This is a genomic window from Chryseobacterium taeanense (genome assembly GCF_900099685.1).
Classification (GTDB): domain Bacteria; phylum Bacteroidota; class Bacteroidia; order Flavobacteriales; family Weeksellaceae; genus Chryseobacterium; species Chryseobacterium taeanense.
Genome location: NZ_FNDW01000012.1, coordinates 1 through 18098, shown reverse-complemented (window position 1 = coordinate 18098; position 18098 = coordinate 1). Strand labels below are relative to the sequence as shown.

The window sequence follows — 18098 nt, the reverse complement described above, 5'->3', positions numbered from 1 at the left end:
CTGAACGCAAAAGCGAAATAATTTTAATATTATCTGCGGATCGTTACACCCCCATCGACTGATAGGTATGAACCTGAAATATAAGAAGCTTCATCTGAGGACAGGAAAACAATGGCATTTGCAATTTCTTCAGCTTCCCCGATTCTTTTCAGCGGAACTGCTGCGGCAATAGCATTTTTAATATCTTCCGGTGTCTGGTGATTCATTGGGGTATCGGTTAGTCCGGGAGCTACCGTATTTACCCGAATTTTTCTGCCTGCCAATTCTATGGCTGCGGTACGGGCGATGGCATCAACTGCACTTTTTGTTGCCGCGTAAGCTCCCATTTGTGCATATCCACTCACTGAAACTCCGGACGAAATAAGAACTACAGAAGCTCCTTCTGCTAAATGAGGAATGAGTTTTTGCAAGGTAAAGAACAATCCTTTCACATTGATGTTGAACAAATCATCAAATACCTCCTCCGTTGTTTCTTCTATTGAAAATTGTTTTGCAATTCCTGCATTCAAAACAAGCACATCAATTTTTTTTCCACTTTCTGAAACTTCTTTTTCGAGAGCTGTGATGTCTTCCAGTTTGGAAATATCAGAAGCTAAGGTTTTAAATTTTGGGCTGTTAATTTTTCCTGATGCTGTTTGCAAGCTATTGGTATTTCTTCCTGTTATCAAAACGTTTGCGCCTTTTGCAATAAACGTTTTCGCAGTTGCTAATCCAATTCCTGCGCTTCCGCCGGTAATGATTATATTTTTATCTGTGAAATTCATTTTTTTAATTTTAAATGATGAAAGTTAATTTTTAGTCTGAGACTTTTGAATTTATTTGTTTTGAAATCGATTTCTTTAACAGAGCAAATTTAAGATGAATAAATTTATTTTAGTAACTTTGTAACTAAAAGTAACAGTAACTTTTGAGTAACAAGGTAACTTATGGAGGAAATAAAATGTACGGATAACGACATCAATAAAAAACAAATTATGGCTGTTCATGATGCAATGGATGTGTTGAACGGCAAATGGAAAATCTCAATAATTTCGTCAGTGTGCTATTACAACAAACGGCGTTTTTCTGATATTCTGAACGATGTGAAAGGTATTTCCAATAAAATGCTCAGCAAAGAACTGAAAGAACTGGAAATGAACAAACTCGTAAAACGAATAGTTCTCGACACACAACCCGTAACGGTACAATATCAACTGACAGAATATGGTTTGACTTTAAAAAAAATCATCGATACTCTGGCTGATTGGGGGACTGAACATCGGAAAGTAATCATTGGGAAGTAAAAAAAGCTATGACTTACTTGGATTTACCAGTTAAATTGTAAAGATACATCTATTTGAGAGTTAATCAGACTGAAAAATATGCTGTAATAAATCCGCTAAAACATAATTTAACACTGTCAGGTAACCTTTAAATTCGTAACTTCACATCTTTAAAAATTATTCAAAAATGACTTCAAAGGAAAAAATAGCTGCGCTTCGTGAAGAAATGCAGAAAAATAATGTTGATGCATTTATCGTATATTCTGCCGACCCGCATATGAGTGAATATCTGCCGGAAGAATGGCAGGAAAGAGCCTGGTTGTCAGGTTTTTTAGGTTCAGCAGGTTTTGTTGTGGTGACTAAGGATAAAGCCGGACTCTGGACGGACGGAAGATATTTTACGCAAGCAGCCATTGAACTGGAAGGATCTGGGATTGACCTTTTCAAAGAAGGAATGGAAGGAACGCCCAATTATATCGACTGGATTATTTCTGAAATCCCTGCAGAAGGAAGAGTCGCAGTAAATGCTTTGGCAACTTCCCACGCTAATTGGGAACTGCTGACTGAGAAATTAAATGCTAAAAATAAAACCTTAGTAGATCTTCCTCTTCTGGATAATGTATGGACAGACAGAGGGGTACCTTCTAAAAATCCGATTTTCATTCAACCGATAGAAAGATCAGGTAAATCTGTTGCTGAAAAAATAGCAGCGATCCGTCAGAAGATGGAATCTCTGGAGGCAACGGTTCATGTTATTTCAAGTCTTGACGATGTTGCATGGACATTGAATCTACGGGGAAGTGATGTGCAAAGCAATCCTGTGTTTTTAGGATATATTGTGATTACGAAAAATGATGCAAAACTTTTTACAGATCTTGAAAAACTTGAAGTAGATGCCAGAAAGCAGATGGATGATGCTTGGGTAAAAATGATGCCTTACGAAGAATTCTATAACTGTCTGAAAGAATTTAAAGATGAAAAGGTTTTGGTATCGCCGAACAGCAATCAGTCTGTTTTTGAAGCATTAAAATCCGAAAATCAATTTATCAAAGCTCCGGTTCCCGGGAATTTAATGAAGGCCCAGAAAAACGAAACCGAACTGGAAGGATTCAGAAAAGTAATGGTGAGAGATGGTGTAGCTATGGTAAAGTTTCTCTACTGGCTTACTCATAATGCAGGCAAGGAACCGATGACAGAATATTCTATCGGTGAAACACTGAGAGGTTTCCGTGCGGAAGGAGAAAACTTTGTCGGCGAAAGTTTCGGGAGTATTGTAGGATATAAAGATAATGGTGCGATTATGCACTATTCCGCAAAAAAAGAAGGCAGCAAGGAAGTAACTAACGAAGCGAGTATTCTGGTAGATTCCGGAGGTCAGTATCTTGAAGGAACTACGGATATTACAAGAACGTTTGCATTGGGAACTGTTTCTGATGAATTTAAGAGAAATTCAACCTTAGTTTTGCAGGGAATGATCCGCCTTTCTATGGTGAAATTTCCAAAAGGAACAAGAGGGGTACAGCTGGATGCAATTGCCAGACTTCCGCTTTGGATGGATGGAAAAGATTTTAATCATGGAACCGGACATGGCGTGGGAAGTTTCATGAATGTTCACGAAGGTCCTCAGAATATCAGAAAGGATATGAATCCTCAGGAGCTTTTGCCTGGAATGGTTTGTTCTAATGAGCCGGGATATTATGTGGAAGGACATTATGGAATCCGTCACGAAAATCTGATCGCCGTAAAAGAATCTGAAACGACTGATTCAGGAACTTTCTATGAGTTTGAAACATTAACGTTCTGTCCATTCTTTAAAGATACAATTGTAAAGGAAATTCTTTCTGAAGAAGAAATTGCATGGCTGAACAGATATCACCAAATTTGTGAGGAAAAAATAGGGCCTCATCTGGAAGGTAATGTGAAAGAATGGTTTACACAATTGGTAAGTCCGCTGTAAAAAATAAAATTATAATTATATTGGAACTTTAAAATTGTTCTGATCAGTAATAGATAATTACCCGCCCGGCAGGAACTGCCGGGCGGGTTTGTTTTGCGCAACCGTATTTTTACGGTAATAATTTTAGGGATTATCCTGAGGTTCCGGAAAATGAATACTTCTATCTTTGTTACAACAAATAAAACATCATTCATCTTCATATAACTAGTAAATTCAAAGCGGTAATCACTTCAGTTTCTGGAGTGATTTTTTTATTAGTTAACCTATGGCTTTCAAATTCTGACTGATATTGAATGAATGCAGAATATCCTAGCCCGGGTAGTAGCGGATACCCCGCAGCTCGCAAAAGGAGAGGTGAGGGGTGAGGAGTATGAGCGGATAACCGGAAATAGCTTCTAGTTATTTTGGAGAATGATAGAAAAGTTGAGTTTGGTGAATAACTACAATAGATAAAAGACATTTTTGTTTGTAATGAAAAAACGTAAATTTGCACTATGAATAATGATACCATTTGTGCACTGGCTACGGCCAATGGAGTGGGAGCTTTGGGGATCATCCGGGTTTCCGGAAATGATGCTTTACCTGTAGTTCAGAAGAGTTTTCCCGGTAAAAACCTGGCAAAACAGAAGTCTCACACGATCCATTACGGGTATTTTATGGACGGAGAAGAGGTAATTGATGAGGTGATGGTGTCTATTTTTCTGGCTCCGAAAAGCTTTACTACCGAAAATTCGGTGGAAATTGCTTTTCACGGCTCTCCGCACATCGGTAAACGTATTCTGGAAACGCTGATTAAGAATGGCGCAAGAATGGCAAAAGCGGGAGAATTTACGTTGCGTGCTTTTATCAATGGAAGAATTGATCTTTCTCAGGCTGAAGCAATTGCAGATGTCATTGCATCTGAAAATGAAGCTTCGCGAAAAGTAGCCATCAGTCAGCTTAAAGGCGGAATTACAAATGAAATTTCTCTATTGAGAACTGATTTGTTGAATTTTGTTTCATTAATTGAGCTGGAACTGGATTTTGCTGAAGAAGATGTGGAATTTGCCGACAGAACTGCGCTCACCCAGTTACTTAATAAAATCGAAATAAAACTAAATTCGCTTATCGAAAGTTTTCAGTACGGAAACGCTATAAAAAACGGAACGGCTGTTGCCATCATTGGAAAACCAAATGCGGGAAAATCGACTCTGTTAAATGCTTTACTGAAGGAAGAACGTGCGATCGTCAGTAATATTGCCGGAACGACAAGAGATACGATTGAAGAAATTCTTCATATTAAAGGACATGCCTTTCGTCTGATCGATACGGCAGGATTGCGTGAAACAGTTGACGAAATTGAAGCTATTGGAGTAAAAAAAGCGAAAGAAAAAGTGGAAAATGCCAATATCCTTGTCTATTTGGCTGATGCGGGAACTGAATATTTTTCTGAGGATATTGAGATGATAAAATCTTTGCTGCGAGATGATCTTAAGCTAATTATCTGTGCTACAAAAATTGATGAAGTCTCACCTGCACAATATGGAAAAATGGAAGATGTTTTCAGAAACCAGATTTTTCATGAGTTTGATTTTATAAAAATATCGGCGATTGAGAATCAGAATATTGAGGATCTGAAAAACGAACTCTCTTCTTATATTGAGCAGCTAAAGGCATCGGAAAATAACGTGGTCATCACCAATCAGCGTCATTTTGAAGCTTTGCAGAAATCTCTGAATGCTGTTCACAAAGTAAATGAAGCTATCACTTTCCGCATTTCTACCGAACTGCTGGCCTACGAATTGAGAAATGCTCTGGAATATCTCGGAGAAATATCCGGCGAGGTGACTAACGATGAAGTGTTGGGGAATATTTTTTCTAAGTTTTGTATCGGGAAATAATTTAGCTTTTCTTAGCTTTTTTATGGGCAGGGTTTGTTAATATTAAAATGCGGTAAAAAGTTTTTAGATTCTATTTTTATCATTCCACTTTTTTGGTTTTAACCCAAAGTGTTTTTCAAATAACCTCCCGAAATAACTCAAATTGCTAAATCCTAATTGATAGCCGACTTCTGAAACTGAGAGGTCTCCTTGCCTTAATAGTGTTGCCGCCTTTTGCATACGCAGATGATTGTAATATTCGTAAATTCCTTTGCCAAAAACTTGTGTAAATATTCTTCGTAGTTTTAGCTCATTCATTCCACTAAGTTTTACCAGTTCATCTTTTGTAAGTGGTTTTTCCAGATTTGATTCTATCGTATTTCTAACCAAATAAACCGCATCAATTTCAGCATTGCTAAGATGATGGTGTTCTGTTTTTTCTCTTTTTAATAAATTGCTGAAAAGCAAATAAATAAGCTCAAGAGCTTTTAACCGATAAAAGGCTTGCGATAAAATGTTTTCTGTTGAAAGATTGGCCAACTCAGCAACCAAATCAGACATTTCAGGTGACATAAATTCTTCTATCCAGAAGGTTTTTTCTACATCAAAAAGATAGGACAATTTATCTGCATCGTTTCCTACAAAACGTTTCAGGTATTCGAGTTCAACTAAAATGGTGATTTGCTGTACGTGAACATCTCCAGGAAATATCACTTCGCTTTCTAAATGCGAAGGCATAATGCGAACATGTGGCTGATTGTTCAATGCTCTTTTGCCAATTGCTTTACCCGTTTCTTCCGTAAGAAAAATATTTTGAAACGAAATGAACAATCCTTTTTCTATGACCCCGATTGGTTTTCTTTTATAAGTAAAAGTCTGGCTGGCAATTAAGGAGCGAACCATTAGTAATATATCGGGCATCAAGTCCACAATGTTCAATTGGTTGAAATGCAAAAGTTTTATTTCTTCTTCAATAGAAGATAGGGAGAGACCGAGTTTTTCAGCGAGTCGCCTCATTTTAAGTTTTTCATTAAACATAATTTTTTTGGACTATTATTGGTTTAATTTGAACTATTTTATCTGTAAATATAAAAATAAATTTGCGTTATAAAATTAAAGCTTAGAAACAATGAAAAAAAATATTGTGATTTCAGGAGGAGGCATCGCCGGATTAACTGCAGCAAAACTATTGAGCAAACAAGGTCATAAAGTAATTGTTTTGGAAAGAGCTGCATCATTCAGCAAATCGGGGTTTCTTATTTCTCTCAAGAGTTTTGGGGTTCGTATTATGGACGAATTAGGATTAGCAGAACAATTACAGCAAGCATCATCACCATCGGAATTTGTAAATTTCAGAGAATCAAACGATACGATTATACAGGGTCTTAGCTATGAGAAAATGAACGAGAACATTGAACGTTCCGTATTGATAACACGAGGCGGACTGCATCACGTTTTATACAATGATCTAAAGGATGAAGTGGATATTCTTTTTTCATGTTCTGTTGAGAAACTAACGTATGATGAAAACAAAGTCAACATCTTACTCAATAACGGAAACTTGTTGGAAGCCGACCTTCTTATCGTTTCAGAAGGATTACGCTCTACAACAAGACAGAATTATTTTCCCGAAAGTACGCTGGAGGATTTTAATGTACTTTACATGGGAGGACGATTGAAAGAGCATCATTCTTATGAGGTGGGCAAATTCAATATTTATATGAATAAGATGCTTTCTATTTATCCCATTGCTTCCGATGAAATAGCTATTCAGTGTTATATACATGACAAAGGAGATTTAGCATCCATTCAAAATAAAGCCGATGAAATACTCAGAACTTCTTTTACTGGATACAATAAAGATGTACAGCATTTGTTGGATCGTTTCGTGAATAATGGTCTTATGTTTATTGATAAAATGGGAATGATAAATTCAACCACTTTAGTAAACCGCAATGTGGTTTTATTGGGAGATGCGGGCTATTGTCCTACAGCATTATCGGGAATGGGAGCATCGTTATCTATTTACGGAGCAAAAGCTTTGGCTCATTTTATTTACGAAAATCCCAATAATTTAAAAACGGCTTGTGCCAACTATGATACGATCATGCAGCCTATAATTCAGAAATTTCAAGGAAATGCAAAAAATAATGCTGCGTCATTTATTCCTGATAGCGAAGAAAAATTACACCAGTTTATCCATTCATTCAGAGCTGCATCTGATGAAGATGTACAAAAAATAATGACCGATCCAATTGTATTAACTGAAGATCAGTTGAATTTTAAAATAAATTAAATAATGAATTTTAGAAAGATACTTTCCGTGATAGTAGGGTTCGGAACAATAGGACTATTGAGTTCTGTTTTTGCTAAGGTACAAGGTATGTTGTTCCCGTCATCTTTGGAAATATTTATCAATCAGGAATTAGCCGACACCAATGTTTCTCAATTTATCATCAAACTTTTTTGTGTCTGGGTCAGCTGCTTTTTAGGAGGATTAATTACCACAAAGATTGGAGGAAAAGCTAGAGAAAATCTGATAGTTGGTACTTTAATAATACTGGTTGTGGGTTGGCTATGGTTGTCGGCTGTGAACCCTATCTGGTTTTGGGTATTAATGATTTTAGGTGTTTTACCCTGCGTATTTTTAGGATATAAAGTAATATCTGCCATGTCTAAACCATAATAACTATTGAATAGAGAATAAAAGCACAACTCATATATCTAATGCTGCAACATTTGAATTTTAACTAATTATTCTTTCTGTGGCGTTTACGCTTCTTCTTCATCTTATTGGCGAAGCCCTGTTCTTCGTAATCTTCGCCCCAGGCTTAGAGCAATATGCCGCCCAGTGCTTCAATCAAGCCGTCTTCGTGTTTGTCGGTAGTTAAGAAGTTGAACAAATGATGCGGTTCTTCCGCAGGAAGATCTGCATCATTTGATGTGGATAGTTTGGGTTGTAAAAACGATAGTTCTTTAATCTTCGGTTATTGTTCTAATATTCATAAAATATTGACAGAAAGATATTTTTCTAAATTTACTTATACGACAAGTTTCCGATTGCTATTATTCTAATTTACATTATTTGCTTAGTCTATAAATGTTGCTTTCCTTTTTACTGAAACCCAACTTTTCATATAAGCTGATGGCCGCAGTTCGGTGCTCTTCGGTAAAAAGCAAGACTTCACTCAGTTGTTTCTCGCTTGAGATAGACAGCAATTTTTCTATAAGCTTCAACCCAATTCCCATTCCACGATAATTCTCATCAACAATCACATCTTCAATCCAGCCTTTGTTCCCCGAAATCACTTTGTAGATCGCCATGGAGGCAATTCCTACGATTCGATCCCCTATGAAACATCCAACCAATGTTACAGGGTTGTCCTCCATTAAAATCTCATCCAGTTTCAGTTGTTTTTTGTTAGGGCTCAGTTGTTTAAATAGCTCATAAACCTGATTCTGGACATTTGCAGTGAGACTGCTTTTTTTTAAAACTTCAATTCGCATTATTCTATATCTTTTAATTTAACAACCGCTTCTGCTTGTAGATCTTCTGTTAAGTTCAGTGTTTTCCCGAGCTTTTGTGACGCATTTATGAAGGAAATGAAAACACATAATTCCGAAATTTCTTCATCCGAAAAATATTTTCTAAGCATCTCAAAATGTGCATCCGAGATAGAACGGTGGTCTATGCAAAACAATTCTGCAAAAGAAGCCGCCGTAGAGATTTTCATCTGCGATTCATCAAAATCAGGTTTTCCGCCTTTTACCATGCAGTATTCACAACCATTTCCAAAAGCCATTGTTCTTCGAACCTGCTCCAGCAAGTATTGGTCCAGCAACGTTTTCTTCCATAAGGTTTCCTCCAGATCGTTCCATTCTTTAAGAAAATCGGTATTGTGTCCAATAAGTTTTTCAAATGGAGTGTTTCCATTGTTTGAAAATTTGATTCGTGCCATATTATTTATTTATATCACAAATTTCAATATTTAAACAAATATGATAAAACGGAATTAATGGAATTATTTATTAATTTTGATTGATTTAATTGATAGAATGTAATTTTTAAATGAAAATAACTTTAGATGATTTTGACTACAAAATCCTTCGGATCCTAAGCCAGAATTCGAGGCTTAGCTATGCTGAAATTGGAAGACTGATTTCGCTGTCACAATCAGCCACCAAAGAGCGCGTGATGAATTTGGTTGATAATGGGATAATACGTCGGTTCAGTGTGGAAATAGACCATCAGAAATTAGGTTATGATCTGAAAGTACTGATTAGTATGAAATTTAAAAATGATGATTTCAGAAAATTCATTGCTGATCTGGAAAAATTTCCGGAAATTTTAAATTGCAAAAGAGTAACGGGCGAATATTGCCTGATTACCGAATGTATCTTACGGGACAGTTCTCACCTTGAAAACCTCATAGACAGACTTATTCCCTATGGGATTCCAACGACATCTATTCAGCTTTCAGAAATAAACCGGCAGAAAATTTAAAACCGAAAAAATAGACTAAAAAGGCAATATGTATGAAGTATCGCTTAACCTCTTAATGATTTTCTTACCACATGACTTTCGGTATAGGAAAGAAACCCCACCGCTGACTCCGGATAGGTCAATATCATTGAGTGTTTCCGGATCTAAGCCTAACCACATCACATTGAAGATGCTCAGGGTATCGCCATGGGAAACTAGGATGATATTTTCCTCATAATTTGACATGATCTCATTGTAGAAAGGTAGTAATCTGTTCCAAACATCGAATCTCGATTCTGCATCACTGAAGCACTTGTCGTAGATTGTTTTTTCTTCGTTCTCAATATTGTCTTTCAGCCATTGGACAGATTTTCCGATGGCCTTGCCGAGGCTTCTCTCTTTTAGAGCATGGCTGAGCTTGGGAGTGCTATGTAATTCTTTCCCAAGAATCTCGGCAGTTTGCATTGTCCTTTTGAGAGGTGATGAATAGATTGTGTATTGGATGTCCGGGTATTCTTTCCTGATATTGCGTGCGATGTTTTCCGCCTGAACGATTCCCTTTTCAGTCAGTTCCCAGTCGGTCCATGAACCGATCATACCATTTGTATGATGAATGGATTCAGGGTGTTGGATTGTGATAATGACCATTTACTTCAAAACTTAGCTTAAAATTAGTTATTTTTTTAAGGACATATACCTTGTTGAGTCGATTTTAAGAAAACATTTCTGGTTGATTGCGGAACGGAAGACATTTTGTACTCCAATTCTGTAGTATTAAAAGTACATACTGCGTTACGATTTCTCGATTTATTCCGATAAATATTTGAAAATCTGCCCTTCATTTGTAATGCAGTTTTATTCTCCCAATTCCAGTAATTTTTGTATCAGTTTTTGGGCGTGATGCTTTGCATTAGCTTTTATTTCATTTTCTGTGTAGCCTGCAGCTAACGAAGTGCCATAAAAATAAATCGGGTCAATGTAATTCATTTGGGTATGGTAAGCTGTCTGCTCCAGGTGCTTGCAAAATTCATATACACGGAAATGCTGAAAGCCCAAAGCTGTATAACTGCTTTGCGATGAACCTACCGTAAAACTTGGTACAAAATTTTTGTCCTTTAGCTTATCACCTTTTGAACCATAAGCAAATTGATATTCAAATACCACATCAAACCAAAGCTTTAAAATGGCTGGCATGCTATACCAATAAAACGGGTATTGGAAAATGATAGTCTTGTGTCGCAACAAGGCTTCTTGTTCTGCTTTTACATCAATATTATAGTCAGGATATAAGTCGTGGATATTCCTGATTTCAACATCTATATTACTGCACTTTAATTCTTTGATAATGATTTTGTTTGCAAGAGACTTATCAAAAGTAGGGTGTGCTAAAATTACTAATGCCATACTATAATTATTTTAGTAACAAAACTAAATTTAGTAAATTGCATCTGCAATAACTATCAAAACAGATAGGTTAAAAAAATTGTAGAATGAAAAAAGAATGTATCGGCGATTGTGTGAAATTTAAAGAGAAAACTTACCCGTGCACTGTGAGCCTAACAATGGATTTGGTGGGTGGAAAATGGAAAGCCGTTATCCTGTATCATTTAAAGGATGACCCCAAAAGGTATAACGAGCTTCGGAAAGAAATGCCTAACATCACTGAAATGACTTTGAGTCTGCAATTAAAGCAATTGGAAAAAGATGATTTGATAGTAAGAAAAGTGTATGGCAAAAAACCACCTGTTAAAGTGATTTACAGTCTATCCGATTTTGGGAAAAGTCTTGTTCAGGTTTTGGAAGCTATTACGAATTGGGGCAACCAGGCAGTAAGTGAAAATGGCGAATTTATAAAAGCCTTATAGTTTGTAAATGGATTGCGTACCGAAGCAAAAATTGTTGAACTTAATAAGACATTAGAAGAAAAGCATCTTTATTTAAGTAAAGCTTTCTTATAGACAGAATCTCACCGAGAATTAGAATGGTTTTTAATAACGTAGATAATACGTGAACGCTATTTAGGCAGAGTATTGTAAATATTATACTTTGCTTTGCTTTTTATCCGAATTTACTCTATCGTCTGAATTTCCGGGAAAGGAGATTACTAGAAATCTTAAATCAGCGGAAGTTTCATTGCTAATTTTATGGACTACTTTAACGGGGATATTAATCCCTTCGTTTTTAGACACATAAATAATATCGTTCGCTATGTAAAAAGAAGCCTTACCATCCAGGACATAGAAAAACTGCGCTGTTTCATTATGGTAGTGAAATTGTTCTTCTGTATTTGGAGGCATTTTTTCTTCTTTAATAATCACATTTTCAGATTGTAGCAAAGTCCAGGCATCACAGTGGTTGCCCCATTGATAATGAGTGCTATTTTGTTTACTTATAATCATAATGGAGTTCTTTATAAATCATCGGTATAGTGTCGTCTGTTTTTCTCTTGCGAAAATTTTTGGTTGTTATAATCTTCCGATTTGTTACGGGCAATGGACAAAGTATGCCAATCTTCATTTTTCAGCATTTTGGCTATAAAAACCAACTGACCAATATGATACGGATAGTGGGCTAATTGCCTGTTGATGGCTTCGGTTACCGTATGACCATCATTTCGGATATAAATTATTTTCTCTAAATCTGCTTGCGTAAGCTGGTTTAAAGCATTCATCAGGCAATCCCAACCTTTATTCCAATGTATCATTAGTTCTTCTTTGTTTTGAAAAGGATTGGTAAATTCCGCATCACGGTTTCGCCAGGGCTTTTCTCCGTCTGCGGTCAGAAAGTCGGTAAACCTCGATAACATATTTCCGGCAATATGATTGACAAGAATGGCAATACTGTTGCTTTCCTCGCTATACTGCCAGAATAATTGTTCTTCCTGTAATTGTTCCATTGCTTTTTCTCCAAGCATTTTGTAATACAGGAATTGCTTTTTGATGCTTCCTAAATAGCTGTCCATTTCTCTATTTTATTTGGGTTAATACAAATTCTTTTCTTTCATCGATATTACCTATCGGTACGGTTATGACTTTATAACCGAACCTTTCATAAGTACTTTTCATTTGGAAATAAGTCTGTTCTGCCTCCTGCCAATCCTGTTTTCGTTCATTATCTGTTTGATAAATTTCTTTCCAGGGTGGCAGGATAAATACCTTACTATTATATTGGCAATTCAACACTTTTTCCATGGTTTCCTTTGAAAGTACATAGCCAATCATATCCGCATAACAAACGGCATCCAAAATACCTCGGTCGAAAAAGCAGATTTCATTTGACTGGCTTGCTGTTGCTCTGTTGTAATCTAAAATGGAAGCTGCTATCATTTTATCCGTATAAAACTGTTTGTTTTTCCACGGCAAAGCCTCTCCGTCTGTTTCTGTTTCTGTTTCTGTTTCTTCACGAATAATGGCTCTGGCTGCTTCCGGAATAGTTTTATATCCATTTGCTGACAGAGCATTCAACAAAGTTGTTTTTCCTGCTCCGGGTCCACCGGTTATAACGAATAAGTTTTTCATTATTCATCAAACTTATAATGTGCTCTGACTTTACTTATTTTTCCTTCATTGTTCAATTCCATATATTCAGCAGAAAAGGAATTATTTACGCTTCGATAAAACAAAACGGTTGAATTGGCTCCTTTGAGTTCATGGTAAAGCTCGAAATGCAGGTCGGGATATTTTTGCAGAGCTTTTGAAAAGTATTCCTTTAAATCATTTTTGTTGGAAATTTTCCCTTCCACATTTATTCCTATTTGTTGAATAATTGGCGAAACAAAATCAATGTTTTCGCTGTAATGTTCCATTATCTTATCTAAATCGTGGCTGTTCCAGGCATCAAGCCATTCTTTTGCAAAGTCTGTATTCATATTCGTTTATTTTGATTGGCTGTTTTGAATAATTTCTTCTGAACTCAGCCCAAACATGGGCGGTGTTTTTACGTCCAACAGGTTCAGGTAAATATAAAGCTGTGCCCTGTGGTGAATTTCGTGTTCGGTCATTGCCCGAAGCCACTTCCAAACTGTAATTGGAGCATTACCGGGTGTCAGGCATTTACGTTGCAAATCTTCATCGCTCAGACTTTTGAAAATGGCTAACGCTTCTTCGTGTTTCTCGTTAAAATAATGGATTACATTATCGTAACCATCTGCAAGTTCTTTACCACACCCATTGTAAGTACAAGGTTTTCCTAAAATGGTTTCGGCAAACATATTCCGCTCAATGGCTGCAATGTGTCGTATTTGGTCAGCAATGGTAAACTTTCCGGGCTTGTATGCCCAGTCCATATACTCCGGTGGAATAACGGCAATAAGTCGGTTGGTACGTTGCCTGATTTTCTCGTAATATTCCAAAAAAGATTTAATATTAATGATTTCCATATCCGATTAATCTATCTGTTTGTCGGGTGATTTTTTTGATAACTGCATCAGCGTAACCAATGAAGTAGCGGCTAAAGTTTCTTTTCCTTCATTTGTAACTGCAAATACGTCTGAACGAACTACCGTCAGCACTTTTCCGTTTTTGATAACCTGAGCTTTAGCAACAAGTTTTTCGCCAATGGCAGGATTTAGGTAGTTTACTTTTAGCTCAACCGTTGTAAAATAACTGTCTTCCGGTTTGGCTGATGCTCCGGCATAGCCCGAAGAAACGTCTACCAATGAAGCAATGGTACTACCATTGAACATTCCTGCAGGACGAGCCATAAAATCCTGTTTGGGAACTGTGATTTCAAAATATCCGACTGATAAGCCTGTTACTTCAGCACCGAATAATTGCATTATTTTGGAACGCCCGAAACTTTCCAATAGTTGTGCTTTTCTTTCATCTTTCATAGTCTAAACATCTTTATAAAGATTATTTCTTTTTATTTCCATCAATCGCTCCGGGTTTTCAGGAGATTGAAATCCAAACTGACGGTAAAGCGAATGAGCATCTAATGTTGCCAATAATGTCCTTCTTAGCCCTTGCACAAAATCCAATTCCAATAGATGTTTTATCATCATTTTTGATAATCCTTTACCTCTGTATTCACTCAAAACATATACATCTGCCAAATAGCCGAAAGTGGCATAGTCCGTTACCAAACGGGCAAAGCCAATCTGTTTTTCATCTTCAAATAATCCTATGCAAAAAGAATTTTTCAATGCGGTACTTACCGTTTTCAACGGAATGTCTTTTGCCCAATAGCTTTCTGTGCTTAAAAATTGATGAATGGCTTTGACATTCATATTTTCAAAATCGGTTTTGATATGAAAACCATCTTTTTTTTCTTTTTTCATAATTCTATTTCCATTTTAGTGTTTGCCCTTTTGTATTTTCCCTGTTCAACAGGAACTTCTGTAAAACCTAATTCTTTATAAATACCCAACGCCGGTTTTAATGCAGATTGTGTATATAGCACCAGTCTTTTTACGTTCAAATCTTTTGCTTTATCAATAGCAGATTTGCACAGCATTTTTCCTGCTCCGATGCCCCGATAATTTTCATCCACTGCCATTTTGGTCAGTTCCATTGTTTCTTCATCCGCTTTTTTTATAGCAACAGTTCCGATTACTTTACCGTCATAAATAGCGAAAAGGATTTCCCCACCATCTTTTAAAATAGCTTCTTCAGGATTGGAAAGGACATGTTTGTCAATATCTTCCATCACAAAATATTTTTCAATCCACGCCCGGTTGAATTGCTCAAAATAAGTTTTCCATTCGGGACGATATTTTTCTATATGTATAGTATTCATAATTTTATTTTAAATAAACTGACTTTAAGTGATATTTCTTCAAATCGCTTGTCGGTGGCAACTGTTTTTTAATTATCCATTCAAATATATGCTATAAGAATTCACTTTATTCTCATTTCTTTACCATTTTTTGATAACCTTTATTGACACAATATACTCCACCCAAAGTAGCGACCAATGCGCATAAGGTTATACCGGTTAGTTTTTCATTCAGGAAGAGAAATCCGAGTATAATCGCAATGAACGGATTGATGTAAGCATACAGGGATGAAATGCCTATCGGCAAATGTTTCAGTGCGTACACAAAAGCGGAATATGCAATGATTGAACCCACTATAATCAGGTAAACCAATGCCCAGATGCTGGAAGATGTAACGGTTTTCAATTCGGTATAATCATCTAAAAAAGCACTGAAGGCAAAGAGGGCAATACCTCCGGAAAAAAGTTGTAAAGCTGCATTTTGCAATACATTCTTGCTGTTGGGGATTTTGTATTTAGCATATACGCTCCCCGAAGCCCAGGCCAAACAAGCCCCGAAAGCTATCAGCATCCCCATAAAATATTCAGGGTTGGCAATGTCTTTCAGGTTATCCTTGAAAATAAGCGTTATTCCCAAACAACCTAGTACCAAGCCTGTAACGATTAGCCAATGAGGTTTTCTTCTGTCAAACCCGAACAAATAACTGATGACTACCACAAAAACCGGAATGAGCGACAAAATCAATGCTGCCAGTCCGCTCGAAATGTAACGTTCGCACCAGCCGATAACACCGTTTCCTAATGCTACCATTAAAACGCCCGGAACAGACTGGTGCACAAAATCCTTTTTGCTTAGTTTCAGGTTGCCAGTGAGCTGAAGCACCAGCAATAATATACCTCCGGCAATGACTTGTCTTACCGCTGCAAACAAAAAGGGCGGAAAGGTTTCTACCCCAATGCGAATAGCAAAATAAGTGGTTCCCCAAACTAAACAAACGACAGCCAGAGCAGCAAATGCCAGCCAATTTTTATGATTACCCATAGTAAACTGATGAATTACAAAGCAAAATAACGCATAAAAAAGATACAAGTACAGATACAATTTTAGTAAATTTGCAGAGTACAGTTTTAAAAAGATGAAAGAAAACCTATATCAAAAAATCGCTTGTGCATTAGAAGAAAAAATAAGAAACGGCACACTGAAAACAGGAGATAAGATACCTTCACTGCGTATGTTGCACCGTGAATATGGGGTGAGTATGACAACGGCTGTACAGGCTTATCTTGAACTGGAAGCAAAAGGACTGATTATTTCCCGGCCACAGTCCGGCTACTATGTCAGTCACCAACCTGCTTATTTATCGGTTCCTTCAGTGAGTAAACCTTCCGGGGGAACTGAACCAATAGGCGTAGAAACACTTATTTCCAAAGTATATTCAACGTTAAGCAATAAAGATGTTACCCGATTTTCTCTTGGCGTTCCCGAAAACGAATTATTGCCTATCGCTAAGCTCAATAAAGAGTTGGTCAATGCTACGCGTAACCTTCAAGGAAATGGTACGGAATACGAAGAAATTCAGGGAAACCGAAAATTACGCAGGGATATTGCCAGATTGACTTATACCTGGAATGGAAATTTGAATGAAGACGACATTGTTACCGCTGCCGGAGCGATGAATGCCATTTCATTCGGGTTGATGGCACTTACACAAAAAGGCGATACGATTGCTGTTGAAAGTCCTGTTTATTTCGGCATATTGCAACTGGCAAAAAGTTTGGGATTAAAAGTTATTGAATTACCAACTCATCCTGTTACCGGAATTGAGCCTGATGCTCTAAAAAAAGTCCTGTTCAAAATAAAAGTATGTATTCTGGTTTCTAATTTCAACAATCCGTTAGGAAGCTGTATGCCCGATGAGCATAAAATGGAAGTGGTGAAAATGCTTTCGGAACGAGGTATTCCGCTCATAGAAGATGATTTGTATGGCGATGTATATTTCGGGAACAGCCGCCCTAAACCTTGTAAAGTATTTGATGAAGGTTTGGTTCTTTGGAGTGGTTCTGTATCCAAAACATTAGCTCCGGGGTATCGTGTGGGCTGGTTAGCTCCGGGAAAGTTTAAAGATAAAATCGTTCATCAGAAGCTCATTCATACTGTTTCCTCTACCACTATAACACAGGAAACTATAGCTAATTTCCTTGAAAAAGGTAGGTATGAACATCATCTTCGGAAATTAAGAAGTGAGTTGCACGCCAATAGCCTGCAATTTGCCAGAGCAGTTGCCGAGTATTTTCCGGAAGGAAGCAAAATAAGCCAACCGCAAGGTGGATTTATGCTTTGGGTGGAACTGGACAAAAGAATTGATACCACGGAATTGTATGATCTGGCTATCCGTCAAAAAATAAGTATTGCTCCGGGCAGAATGTTTTCATTGCAAAACCAGTTTAATAACTGTATGCGGTTGAGCTATGGTCAACGCTGGTCGGAACAGATTGATGACAAACTGAAACAGTTGGGGAGAATTGCTAAAGGCTTGATTGTTTAGTATTTATCCAATATAAAGTAGACTTTATCTGGTTTAATTTAAATGATTTTTTATATTAAAACTAAAGCCCGGAAGTTTATACATCATCCAGGCTTTATAATTGAATGGTAATTTAAAATTTACTGCGCGATTGCAATATTAAAAATAGAGCAACTAATACGGTGTTTTTTAATACCTATTTTAACCTGAGTTCGGTTTAAGCAAAGTTTAAAAATAGTTGACCGTCATTTACCTTTTTCAAGTTGAGTGACGGTTTCTTTGGAAAGAAACAATATG

Annotated in this window: 23 protein-coding genes; 8 read left to right on the top strand and 15 right to left on the bottom strand. The window is 36.9% G+C overall.

What is annotated here, in order from left to right; all coding sequences use genetic code 11:
* Positions 1–29: 29 nt before the first annotated feature.
* Complete coding sequence (locus BLR30_RS14760; protein ID WP_089860612.1) at positions 30–764, bottom strand: SDR family NAD(P)-dependent oxidoreductase; 735 nt, start codon at positions 762–764, stop codon at positions 30–32.
* Positions 765–926: 162 nt separating this feature from the next.
* Between BLR30_RS14760 and BLR30_RS14755 the strand changes: the two genes are divergently transcribed.
* The 3 genes from BLR30_RS14755 (at position 927) to mnmE (ending at position 5099) form a co-directional block, all read left to right on the top strand.
* Positions 927–1283 (top strand): winged helix-turn-helix transcriptional regulator, encoded by a 357-nt coding sequence (locus BLR30_RS14755; RefSeq protein ID WP_089860609.1) that lies wholly within the window; start codon positions 927–929, stop codon positions 1281–1283.
* Between the two features lie 166 nt (positions 1284–1449).
* The gene (locus BLR30_RS14750) at positions 1450–3219 is read left to right on the top strand and encodes an aminopeptidase P family protein (RefSeq protein WP_089860607.1); all 1770 of its coding nucleotides are present in this window, start codon (positions 1450–1452) and stop codon (positions 3217–3219) included.
* A gap of 494 nt (positions 3220–3713) precedes the next feature.
* Positions 3714–5099, top strand: coding sequence for a tRNA uridine-5-carboxymethylaminomethyl(34) synthesis GTPase MnmE (gene mnmE / locus BLR30_RS14745; protein WP_089860604.1), 1386 nt, complete (start codon positions 3714–3716; stop codon positions 5097–5099).
* Positions 5100–5162: 63 nt separating this feature from the next.
* Here the strand turns inward: mnmE and BLR30_RS14740 are convergent, their stop codons facing one another.
* Entirely contained in the window at positions 5163–6116 is a 954-nt protein-coding gene (locus BLR30_RS14740; RefSeq protein WP_089860602.1) for a helix-turn-helix transcriptional regulator, read from the bottom strand.
* A gap of 91 nt (positions 6117–6207) precedes the next feature.
* Between BLR30_RS14740 and BLR30_RS14735 the strand changes: the two genes are divergently transcribed.
* Positions 6208–7374 (top strand): FAD-dependent monooxygenase, encoded by a 1167-nt coding sequence (locus BLR30_RS14735; protein ID WP_089860600.1) that lies wholly within the window; start codon positions 6208–6210, stop codon positions 7372–7374.
* Positions 7375–7401: 27 nt separating this feature from the next.
* The gene (locus tag BLR30_RS14730) at positions 7402–7764 is read left to right on the top strand and encodes a hypothetical protein (protein WP_139164638.1); all 363 of its coding nucleotides are present in this window, start codon (positions 7402–7404) and stop codon (positions 7762–7764) included.
* Positions 7765–8159: 395 nt separating this feature from the next.
* Here BLR30_RS14730 and BLR30_RS14720 read toward each other — a convergent pair whose 3' ends face one another.
* Entirely contained in the window at positions 8160–8585 is a 426-nt protein-coding gene (locus tag BLR30_RS14720) for a GNAT family N-acetyltransferase (protein WP_089860596.1), read from the bottom strand.
* Complete coding sequence (locus tag BLR30_RS14715; RefSeq protein ID WP_089860593.1) at positions 8585–9037, bottom strand: carboxymuconolactone decarboxylase family protein; 453 nt, start codon at positions 9035–9037, stop codon at positions 8585–8587. Before BLR30_RS14715 ends, BLR30_RS14720 begins: the two co-directional genes overlap by 1 nt.
* A gap of 110 nt (positions 9038–9147) precedes the next feature.
* Here BLR30_RS14715 and BLR30_RS14710 point away from each other — a divergent pair, with 110 nt between their 5' ends.
* Positions 9148–9582, top strand: coding sequence for an Lrp/AsnC family transcriptional regulator (locus BLR30_RS14710; protein WP_089860590.1), 435 nt, complete (start codon positions 9148–9150; stop codon positions 9580–9582).
* Positions 9583–9597: 15 nt separating this feature from the next.
* Here the strand turns inward: BLR30_RS14710 and BLR30_RS14705 are convergent, their stop codons facing one another.
* Complete coding sequence (locus BLR30_RS14705) at positions 9598–10209, bottom strand: histidine phosphatase family protein (RefSeq protein WP_089860588.1); 612 nt, start codon at positions 10207–10209, stop codon at positions 9598–9600.
* A gap of 207 nt (positions 10210–10416) precedes the next feature.
* Entirely contained in the window at positions 10417–10965 is a 549-nt protein-coding gene (locus BLR30_RS14700) for an NAD(P)H-dependent oxidoreductase (protein ID WP_089860585.1), read from the bottom strand.
* Positions 10966–11051: 86 nt separating this feature from the next.
* On the opposite strand from BLR30_RS14700, the gene BLR30_RS14695 reads away from it, so the two are divergent.
* Positions 11052–11426: a winged helix-turn-helix transcriptional regulator gene (locus BLR30_RS14695; RefSeq protein WP_089860583.1), complete on the top strand. Its 375-nt coding sequence runs from the start codon at positions 11052–11054 to the stop codon at positions 11424–11426.
* Between the two features lie 174 nt (positions 11427–11600).
* On the opposite strand, the gene BLR30_RS14690 is transcribed toward BLR30_RS14695, so the two are convergent.
* The 9 genes from BLR30_RS14690 to BLR30_RS14650 all read right to left on the bottom strand — a co-directional run bounded on the left by BLR30_RS14690 (position 11601) and on the right by BLR30_RS14650 (position 16318).
* Positions 11601–11960 (bottom strand): cupin domain-containing protein, encoded by a 360-nt coding sequence (locus tag BLR30_RS14690; RefSeq protein WP_089860580.1) that lies wholly within the window; start codon positions 11958–11960, stop codon positions 11601–11603.
* Between the two features lie 11 nt (positions 11961–11971).
* Positions 11972–12523, bottom strand: a complete 552-nt coding sequence (locus BLR30_RS14685) for a DUF1572 family protein (RefSeq protein WP_089860578.1) — start codon at positions 12521–12523, stop codon at positions 11972–11974.
* A gap of 4 nt (positions 12524–12527) precedes the next feature.
* Positions 12528–13079 carry an AAA family ATPase gene (locus BLR30_RS14680; protein ID WP_089860575.1) on the bottom strand — a complete coding sequence of 184 codons (552 nt, stop codon included), beginning with the start codon at positions 13077–13079 and terminating at the stop codon, positions 12528–12530.
* On the bottom strand, positions 13079–13429 hold the full coding sequence (locus tag BLR30_RS14675) for a nuclear transport factor 2 family protein (protein WP_089860572.1): 351 nt from the start codon (positions 13427–13429) through the stop codon (positions 13079–13081). The genes BLR30_RS14680 and BLR30_RS14675 overlap by 1 nt, the downstream gene beginning before the upstream one ends.
* A gap of 6 nt (positions 13430–13435) precedes the next feature.
* A complete protein-coding gene (locus BLR30_RS14670) occupies positions 13436–13939 on the bottom strand; it encodes a DinB family protein (protein ID WP_089860569.1) in 504 nt (167 codons plus the stop codon).
* 6 nt (positions 13940–13945) lie between these two features.
* Positions 13946–14392, bottom strand: coding sequence for a PaaI family thioesterase (locus tag BLR30_RS14665; protein WP_089860566.1), 447 nt, complete (start codon positions 14390–14392; stop codon positions 13946–13948).
* Positions 14393–14395: 3 nt separating this feature from the next.
* Positions 14396–14839 (bottom strand): GNAT family N-acetyltransferase, encoded by a 444-nt coding sequence (locus tag BLR30_RS14660; protein WP_089860564.1) that lies wholly within the window; start codon positions 14837–14839, stop codon positions 14396–14398.
* Positions 14836–15297, bottom strand: coding sequence for a GNAT family N-acetyltransferase (locus BLR30_RS14655; RefSeq protein WP_089860560.1), 462 nt, complete (start codon positions 15295–15297; stop codon positions 14836–14838). Before BLR30_RS14655 ends, BLR30_RS14660 begins: the two co-directional genes overlap by 4 nt.
* 112 nt (positions 15298–15409) lie before the next feature.
* Positions 15410–16318, bottom strand: a complete 909-nt coding sequence (locus tag BLR30_RS14650; protein WP_089860557.1) for an EamA family transporter — start codon at positions 16316–16318, stop codon at positions 15410–15412.
* A 94-nt stretch (positions 16319–16412) separates the two neighbouring features.
* Between BLR30_RS14650 and BLR30_RS14645 the strand changes: the two genes are divergently transcribed.
* Positions 16413–17822, top strand: coding sequence for an aminotransferase-like domain-containing protein (locus BLR30_RS14645; protein WP_089860554.1), 1410 nt, complete (start codon positions 16413–16415; stop codon positions 17820–17822).
* Positions 17823–18098: the final 276 nt, after the last annotated feature.